This is a genomic window from Pseudomonas sp. IT-P44 (genome assembly GCF_949768225.1).
Classification (GTDB): domain Bacteria; phylum Pseudomonadota; class Gammaproteobacteria; order Pseudomonadales; family Pseudomonadaceae; genus Aquipseudomonas; species Aquipseudomonas migulae.
Genome location: NZ_CATKQM010000020.1, coordinates 81,551 through 89,990, shown reverse-complemented (window position 1 = coordinate 89,990; position 8,440 = coordinate 81,551). Strand labels below are relative to the sequence as shown.

General features: G+C 60.6%; 8 protein-coding genes. 1 reads left to right on the top strand and 7 read right to left on the bottom strand.

The window, feature by feature from the left end; all coding sequences use genetic code 11:
* Positions 1 to 82: 82 nt before the first annotated feature.
* The 5 genes from ACM6IO_RS12275 to copC all read right to left on the bottom strand — a co-directional run bounded on the left by ACM6IO_RS12275 (position 83) and on the right by copC (position 4,859).
* Positions 83 to 970, bottom strand: coding sequence for an SMP-30/gluconolactonase/LRE family protein (locus ACM6IO_RS12275; protein WP_414911528.1), 888 nt, complete (start codon positions 968 to 970; stop codon positions 83 to 85).
* Positions 971 to 1,022: 52 nt separating this feature from the next.
* Positions 1,023 to 1,841, bottom strand: a complete 819-nt coding sequence (locus ACM6IO_RS12270; protein ID WP_414911527.1) for an NAD-dependent epimerase/dehydratase family protein — start codon at positions 1,839 to 1,841, stop codon at positions 1,023 to 1,025.
* A gap of 259 nt (positions 1,842 to 2,100) precedes the next feature.
* Positions 2,101 to 3,399, bottom strand: coding sequence for an OprD family porin (locus tag ACM6IO_RS12265; protein ID WP_280163821.1), 1,299 nt, complete (start codon positions 3,397 to 3,399; stop codon positions 2,101 to 2,103).
* Positions 3,400 to 3,632: 233 nt separating this feature from the next.
* Entirely contained in the window at positions 3,633 to 4,490 is an 858-nt protein-coding gene (gene copD / locus ACM6IO_RS12260; RefSeq protein WP_414911526.1) for a copper homeostasis membrane protein CopD, read from the bottom strand.
* Positions 4,491 to 4,493: 3 nt separating this feature from the next.
* Positions 4,494 to 4,859 (bottom strand): copper homeostasis periplasmic binding protein CopC, encoded by a 366-nt coding sequence (gene copC / locus ACM6IO_RS12255; RefSeq protein ID WP_192227453.1) that lies wholly within the window; start codon positions 4,857 to 4,859, stop codon positions 4,494 to 4,496.
* Between the two features lie 146 nt (positions 4,860 to 5,005).
* Here copC and ACM6IO_RS12250 point away from each other — a divergent pair, with 146 nt between their 5' ends.
* Positions 5,006 to 5,626: a TetR/AcrR family transcriptional regulator gene (locus ACM6IO_RS12250; protein WP_008024841.1), complete on the top strand. Its 621-nt coding sequence runs from the start codon at positions 5,006 to 5,008 to the stop codon at positions 5,624 to 5,626.
* 116 nt (positions 5,627 to 5,742) lie between these two features.
* On the opposite strand, the gene preA is transcribed toward ACM6IO_RS12250, so the two are convergent.
* Positions 5,743 to 7,017, bottom strand: a complete 1,275-nt coding sequence (preA, locus tag ACM6IO_RS12245; protein WP_192227454.1) for an NAD-dependent dihydropyrimidine dehydrogenase subunit PreA — start codon at positions 7,015 to 7,017, stop codon at positions 5,743 to 5,745.
* Positions 7,018 to 8,385, bottom strand: a complete 1,368-nt coding sequence (locus ACM6IO_RS12240; RefSeq protein ID WP_207285649.1) for an NAD(P)-dependent oxidoreductase — start codon at positions 8,383 to 8,385, stop codon at positions 7,018 to 7,020.
* Positions 8,386 to 8,440 lie beyond the last annotated feature (55 nt).

Genomic DNA, 8,440 nt, shown 5'->3' with positions numbered 1-8,440 from the left:
GCTTGCCGGCGACGGCGTATTTGAGATCGCCTTCGCCGGCAAGCCTGGCTCCTACAGGTACAGCGTTGTCTGGCGAATTCGATCAGTGGCTGAAAAGGGGGTCCGGCAAACCTTTGACGCCCGGATCAAGGGCGAACACACCGCCCGCCAGTGACTGTTCGTCATGGTCGTCGCCGGGGCGGATCGAAGTCACGAACAGGGTGTCCAGTCGACTGCCACCAAAGGCGCACATGGTCGGCTTTTTCACCGGTACGGTGAGGGAGCGGTCCAGGCGTCCGTCGGGGGTGAAACGGTGGATCAGCCCGGCATCGTTGGCGCAAATCCAATAGCAGCCTTCGGCATCCACGGCAGCGCCATCGGGGCGACCGCAGAAGTGATTCATGTCGACGAACAGCCGACGGTTTGTCGGTGTGCCGCTGTCAATGTCGTAATCGAAGGCCCAGATTTGCTGGGCCAGGGGATGCGAGTCAGACAGGTACATCGTGCGCCCGTCCGGGCTGAAGCCCAGGCCGTTGGGGACGATGAATCCTGACAGTAGCGCGTCGAGCGGCCCGCGCTGGCCGTCGGCGTAGCGATACAGCGCACCGTCGGCCGCGTTGGCGCCCATGTTCAACACCATGCTGCCGGCCCAGAAACGCCCCTGACGGTCGCAGCGACCATCGTTGAGGCGCATGTCGGTCCGCGGGTGATCGACGTGGGCCAGCAGTTCGCTGTCGAGGCTGCCGTCATTGTGCGGCTGGAGGCGGAAGAATCCGCTTTCCATCCCGGCGACCCAGCTGCCATCGCGGTGACGCGCGATGCAGGCGAGCATCTCCGGCGCCGTCCAGGCCTCGACATGCCCGGTTTCGGCGCTCCAGCGTTGCAGGCCCCCGGCGGGAATATCGACCCAGTACAGGGCGTTTTCTTCCGGGACCCAGACCGGGCTTTCACCGACCGTGTTGCGGGCATCGACAATCAATTCGGCTTGCATGGCAACTCATTCCCTGGGTTTTTGTTGTGGGGATCAAGTGAACAGCGCTGACTCAATCGCCGAACGGACCGGACGCGACAAACGCGCCACCCTGGTAAACCATCGCCGGGTCATCAGCGGCCGGCATCGGCTGGGCGTCGATTTTTGCACGGAACACTTCAGAGGTGTCCTGCGGTGCATAACCCAGCGCGGTAGCGTAGCGGTTGTCCCACCAGAGATTCTTGTTGTCGGAAGCGCCATAGACCACGGTGTGGCCGACGTTCGGCGCGTACAGGGAGCGTTCGATCAGTTGGGTCAGGTCGCCGAAGCTCAGCCAGGTGCTCATCATTCGGCGGTTTAGCGGCTCCGGGAACGACGAGCCGATACGGATGCTGACGGTCTCGATGCCGTAGCGATCGAAGTAGAAGCTGGCCATGTCTTCGCCGTAGGACTTGGACAAACCGTAGTAGCTGTCCGGGCGGCGAGGGGATCGGCCGTCAATCACTTCATCCTGTTTGTAGAAACCGATGACGTGGTTGGAACTGGCGAAAATCACCCGCTTGACGCCATGACGGCGCGCCGCTTCGTAGATGTGGAACACACCGCAGATGTTGGCGCCGAGGATGTCTTCGAACGAATGCTCTGTCGACACGCCGCCGAAGTGCAGGATTGCATCCACGCCTTCGACCAGGTGATGCACGGCTTGCTTGTCCGCGAGGTCGCAGGTCACGACTTCTTCGCGGTCATCAATGGCGGGGGCGATGTCGGCGATGTCCGACAGGCGAATGACCTTGGCGAAAGGGCGCAGGCGTTCGCGCAGCACTTTACCGAGGCCACCGGCGGCACCGGTCAGCAGCAGGCGATTGAAAGGGGCTTGGGAAGTGGTGGTCATGGAAGTTCCTGGGCGCGAAATTATTGTTGTTGAGTTCGTTGTAGGTTGTCGTACGACTGTGCCGAAGTATCGTTAGGGTTTCCGGGTCTTGTCAACGCAACTTTGGTTGAAAACGATAGAGGGTTAAGTGGCAAGAACGCTATCCCTTGTAGGAGCCGGCTTGCTGGCGATGCAGGCACCGCGGTGTATCAGCAAGACCGCGTCGTCTGGATCGCCAGCAAGCCGGCTCCTACAGGTTTTGGATCAGCCAGTGAACGTATTACAACAACGAAATCGGGTAGTTGATGATAATGCGGTTTTCATCGAACTCGTTGTTGCTGAAGTCTTTGCGAATGCTCGCGTTGCGCCATTTGACGTTGAGGTTCTTCAGCACGCCGCTCTGTATGGTGTAGGCCAGTTCCGATTCGCGGCCCCATTCCTTGCCGTCGGTGATGGCGCCGGTGTGCACGTTATCGCCGCTGATGTAGCGGTTCATCATCGTCAGGCCGGGAATGCCCAGGGCGACGAAGTTGTAGTCATGACGCAGTTGCCAGGATTTTTCCCTGGCGTTGTCGTAGCTGGAGTTGTAGCTGTCGTTGGCCAGGGTGCCGCCGCTGGTGCCGTTGACGCGCATCCAGGCATTGTCGCCGGTGAGCTTTTGCAGGCCGACGTAAAAGGTGTTGCCGCCGTATTTGGCAGACAGCATGGCGAACGTGGTTTTGTTGTCCAGATCACCGGCCAGGGCACTGCCATCTTCCTTGCCGTTGAAGAAACCGAGGTTGGCGCCGAGGGTCCAGTCGCCGATGGGTTGGCTGTGACTCAGGTTGAAATACTGCTGCTGATAAATGTCGCTGAGTTCCGCGTACCAGACGCCGACCTGCGTGCGCTTCTCGTTGAACAGGTATTCACCACCACCGAAGTTGAAACGATCCGAAGTGAACGCCGCTTTGCCGTTCATGGACATGTCTTCCATGCTCGCATCGTTGCGCGGGCTGTTTTGGCGGAACTGGCCGCCGTAGAGCGTCAGGCCGCTGATCTCGGTGGAGGTCACCTGGCCACCGCGGAAGGTTTGCGGCAGGGAGCGGCCGTCATCCGAACGCAGGACTGGCAGTATCGGCATCCATTCGCCGACCTTCAATTCGGTTTTCGAGATTTTGCCTTTGAGCGCCACCCCCATCCGGCCGAAGTTGTCGGCAGGGCGACCGTCATCGTGGATCGGCAGCAGTTGTGTACCGCCGGTGCCTTTGCCGCCATCGAGCTTCTGCGAGTACAGGCCCAGCACATCCACACCAAAACCGACCGGGCCTGGGGTGAATCCTGACTTGGCGTCGAGGATGAAGTTTTGCGTCCACTCTTCGGCCTTGCCTTGTGGGTAGGTCGGGTTGGTGAAGTTGCGGTTGATGTAGAAGTTGCGCAGGTTCAGCGTGGCCTTGGCGTCATCGACGAAACCTTCGGCGTGGCCGATCACAGGCATGGCGAGTACGGCCAGGCTGCTGCAACCGATCAGGCTCAGGGTATGCCGGCGTGCGAAGACAGGGCGAGAAGTGCGGATGGAGGAATTGCGGGCGAGTTTGCTCACTGTGACGTTCCCTGGGTGTTTGTTGTTTTTATTTTTGTCATGCGTCGTCGTACAACATCAGGGCGATTATTTGCGAGTGTTTCAGGGTATGTCAATCAGAAGTTATACGATGACTTGGATGGCCCCACACGATCCTTGTAGGAGCCGGCTTGCTGGCGATGCAGGCACCGCGGTGTATCAGGAAGACCGCGTCGCCTGGATCGCCAGCAAGCCGGCTCCTACAAAAACGGTGTTTATCCGGTAATCATCGGGGGCATGGTGCCCAGGAGGGAGACTGCCGCCACCGCGCCAATGCCCAGCAGCCACTCCATAATCACGCTGGTTTTGAGCGTCGCCATGCGCTGCTCGCACTCCTTGATCCGCTGCCGATTGAACAGCGCCAACCCCAGCATCGCACTCACCAGCAGCACCTTGATCAGCAGAATCAACGCAAACCCGGACAGCAACGGGGTCGGCCAGAACTGCCCGGTCAGCACCCGCACATTGATCAGCCCGGTGATCACCAGTCCCGCCACCAGCGCATAACCGACACCGCTGAAGCGTTGCAGTATTTCGCGGACAGCATGGCCAGCCGGTTGCCGCAGGATCATCACCAGCAGCAACAATCCACCGAGCCAGGCGCCGACGCAGGTCAGGTGAATGATTTGATTGAGGATCAGCAACTGGCCGCTGAGGCCGTCGAGCATCGCGCCGTGACCGACCGGCGCCAACGTCGCCAGCAGCAGGCCGCCGAGGACCAGGCGCAAGGGCTGGCTGGCGTGAAGCGGGGTCAGCAGCACAACCATCAGCAAACCATTGAGCAGCAGATGCCAGCGCCAGACCTGGCCGAAAAACGTATTGCCCAGCACCAGGCGCAAGGTCGACGGATCGAACGCCGCCTCCCACGCGCCGGCCATGCTGACGGTGATCAGCAGCAGCCAGGCGATGCCGCTGACCAATGCGACCGAGGCGAGCCAGCGGCTGACTCGCGCCAGCGTTTTGTCCAGCAACGCCTCATGACCCAACAGCAGCGGCCTGAATACCCAGACCCCGAACAGCATCAGCACCACGGTGAAATGCAGGAAGCGGCACAGCACCATCGCGCTCGTCATGAATTACTGGCCAACCTTGAAGCTGTAGGCGCCTTCGCTTTTGTGGGTATCGACCGACACCGCATGCCATTCGACTTTGTAGACGCCCGCCGCCAGTGGCGCAGCCGGGGTCACGACCAGGGTTTTTTTATCGCTGCCTTCGGTGGCCAGGCTTTTCACCTCAACGTTGGCGCCGTCCTTGCTGATCGTGACTTTGGTGAATGCCGCTTCGACACCTTCGGAGAACACCAGGCGCAATTCCGACGGTGCACTGACGGTGCTGTCGGCAGCCGGCGTCTGGCTTTTCAGATGGGCATGGGCAAACACCGACGAAGCGGCGAGCAGCGAGCCGAGCAGGGCGGCGGCGGTCAGGGTTTTCTTGAAAAGCATCGTGGATACCTCAGAGGCAGGTTCGAAGAAGGGCGACAGTTTAACTGCGAGCGTGAGCGGGCGGGTGTACGAAGTTTCGTTTTCCGCTGTCGCCGCGATGTAGGGCGGATGCTAGTCTTGAGCAACGCTGTTGTCAGGGAGCCCTCATGGGCAATCACAAGATCGAGATTCGCCGCAGTAACGTCGAAAAAATTCTGCTCGGGGCCGAAAAGGTCTTTGCCGAAAAAGGTTTCGGCGGCACCGCCATGGCGGACATCGCCGCCGAAGTGCAACTGCCGCGTTCCAATCTGCATTACTACTTCAGCACCAAGACCGAGCTCTACAGCGCCGTGCTGTTCGATTTGCTTGAAGTGTGGAAGCAGGATGCGCTGTGCTTCGAGATGTTCGATGACCCGCGCGTGGTGCTCAGCAGCTACATCCGCGCCAAGATGAACCACTCGCGCAGCCGGCCTTACGGTTCGAAAGTCTGGGCCAACGAAATCATCCACGGCGCGCCGACGCTGGGTGAGAAACTCGACGCCAGCCTGTACGACTGGGCCAAGATGAAAGAAGCGAAAATTCGCCAGTGGGTGGACGACAAACGCATCCTCCCGGTGGAGCCTTCCAGCCTGCTGTACATGATCTGGGCGTCGACTCAGCATTACGCCGACTTTGATCATCAGGTGAATATTCTGAACGATCACCAGCCGCTGTCGGACATGCAGTTCGAGCGGGCGGTGCAGACGGTGACGAGCGTGATATTGCGGGGGATCGGGTTGGAGCCCTGATATCTCGGGTGTTGCTGACGGCCTCTTCGCGGGCAAGCCTCGCTCCTACAGGTACCGCGCTGTACCTGTAGGAGCGAGGCTTGCCCGCGAAGGCGTCAGACCAGACAGCGCATCACTCAAACGGCGACATGGTACGGATTCCTCGGATCATGATTCCAATCCAGAAACGGCTTCCCGTTCTCCATCGGCACCATCTCGATGCAGTCCTGCACCGGGCAAGTGATCTGGCACAAATTGCAGCCCACACACTCGTCATCGATCACTTCATATTTGTGCGTCCCATCCGCCTGCCTGAGGCTGGCCACCGCCTGGTGCGAGGTGTCTTCGCAAGCGATATGGCAGCGACCGCAACCGATACACGCCTCCTGGTCAATTTTCGCGATCACCTGATAGTTGATGTCCAGGTACTTCCAGTCCGTGGTATTGCCCACCGCGCGCCCGGAAAATTCCGACACGCTGGCGTAACCCTGACTGTCCATCCAGCGTGACAAACCGTCCTTCATGTCCTCGACAATCCGGAAGCCGTGCAGCATCGCCGCCGTGCACACCTGTACCGAGCCGCTGCCCAGCGCGATGAATTCCGCCGCGTCGCGCCAGTTGCCGATGCCGCCAATACCGGAGATCGGCAAGCCTTGAGTCTGCGGGTCGCGTGCAATTTCGGCGACCATGTTCAACGCAATCGGCTTCACCGCCGAGCCGCAATAACCACCGTGAGTGCTTTGGCTGCCGACGATGGGGTTGGCGACCATGCGTTCCAGGTTAACGCTGGTGATCGAGTTGATCGTGTTGATCAGCGACACCGCATCGGCACCGCCGCGATGGGCCGCGCGGGCGGCGACGCGGATGTCGGTGATGTTCGGTGTGAGCTTGACGATTACCGGCAGCGAGCAATACGTCTTGCACCAGCGGGTGACCTGCTCGACATACTCCGGCACCTGACCGACCGCCGCGCCCATGCCCCGTTCCGGCATGCCGTGAGGGCAGCCGAAGTTCAGCTCGATGCCGTCGGCGCCGGTGGCTTCCACCAGCGGCAGGATGTGTTTCCAGGATTCTTCGACGCAGGGCACCATCAGCGACACGATCAAGGCGCGGTCCGGCCAATCCTTTTTCACCTGGGTGATTTCCCGCAGGTTGATCTCCAGCGAGCGGTCGGTGATCAGCTCGATGTTATTGAAGCCCAGCACTTCACGGTTGGCGCCGAAATGCGCCGAGTAGCGCGACGACACGTTGACCGCCGCCGGGTCTTCACCCAGGGTTTTCCAGACCACGCCACCCCAGCCGGCCTCAAAGGCGCGCACCACGTTGTAAGCCTTGTCAGTCGGCGGCGCAGAGGCCAGCCAGAACGGGTTGGGGGATTTGATGCCGGCGAAGACAATCGAAAGATCGGCCATTTACGCAGCCTCCACGTTGAGCATCAATTGAGCGTTGATCGCCTCGGCAGCCAGCTTGCCGTGCTGCACGGCTTGCACGGTGAGGTCCTGATCGAGGCTGGTGCAGTCGCCGCCGGCATACACGCCGGGGATGCTGGTGCGCAGCTGTTCATCGACGGCAATCCGATCGCCCTGACGCTTGAGTTCACGGGCCAGCGGGTCGCTGAGGGCGCTTGAGTCAAAGGCCTGGCCGATGGCTTTGAAGATCGCATCGGCGACCAGTTCGAAGGTTTCGCCAGTGGTTTGCAGGCGACCTTCTACCAACTGAGTGCGGGCGAAGCGCATGCCGCGCACGTGGCCTTGAGCATCGAGCAACACTTCTTCGGGTTGCGCCCACGTCAGCAAGCGCACCTGATTGGCTTTGGCGATGTCTTGTTCGTGGTGGGTGGCGCCCATGTCCTCGACACCACGGCGATACACCAGATTCACGTCATGCGCGCCGAGGCGGGCCATTTGCACGGCCATGTCGATGGCGGTGTTGCCGGCGCCGAGGACAATGCAGTGATCGGCCAAAGGCAGTTGTGTCAGGTCATCGGCCTGGCGTAACTCGCGGATGTATTCGGTGGCGGCGAGCAGGCCGGGGGCGTCCTCGTGATTCAGTCCCAGCTGTTTGCTGGCATTGAGACCGAGGCCGAGGAACACCGCGTCGAATTGCTGATGCAGGTCGCTCAAGGTCAGGTTTTCACCGAGCTTTTGCCCGTGACGGATTTCGATGCCACCGATCTGCAACAGGAAATCCAGCTCCTTCTGTGCGTAATCGTCCACCAGTTTGTACTTGGCGATTCCGTACTCGTTGAGGCCGCCAGCCTTTTCCCGTGCTTCGAAAATCACCACGTCATGCCCGTGCATCGCACTGCGATGAGCGCAGGACAAACCGGCCGGACCGGCCCCTACCACCGCGATGCGTTTACCGGTTGCGGCGGCGCGCGGGAAAGGGTGTTCGCTAAAGTGCGCATTGTCCACGGCGTAACGTTGCAAGAGGCCGATCAAGACGGGCGCGCATTCATGGTCGTTGTTGCGCACACACGCTTGCTGGCAGAGGATTTCGGTCGGACAGACCCGGGCGCAACTGCCGCCGAGGATGTTCGCCGAGAGGATTTTCTGCGCCGCGCCTTGCACGTTGTCCTGATGGATATTGCGGATGAACGAGGGAATGTCGATGTCGCTCGGACAGGCGTTCACGCACGGCGCGTCGTAGCAATACAGGCAGCGCGAGGCTTCCAGGTGCGCCTGGCGATCGTTGAGCGGCGGCGCCAGATCGGTGAAGTGGCCGGCGAGGGCGGCCGCATTCTCAACGGGATGCGGGAGGTGGGTCAGGGTCTTGATCACGGTGTTGGCCTCACGGTTATTTGAGGTAACTGCCTCTGATGGGCATTGGTGTTTT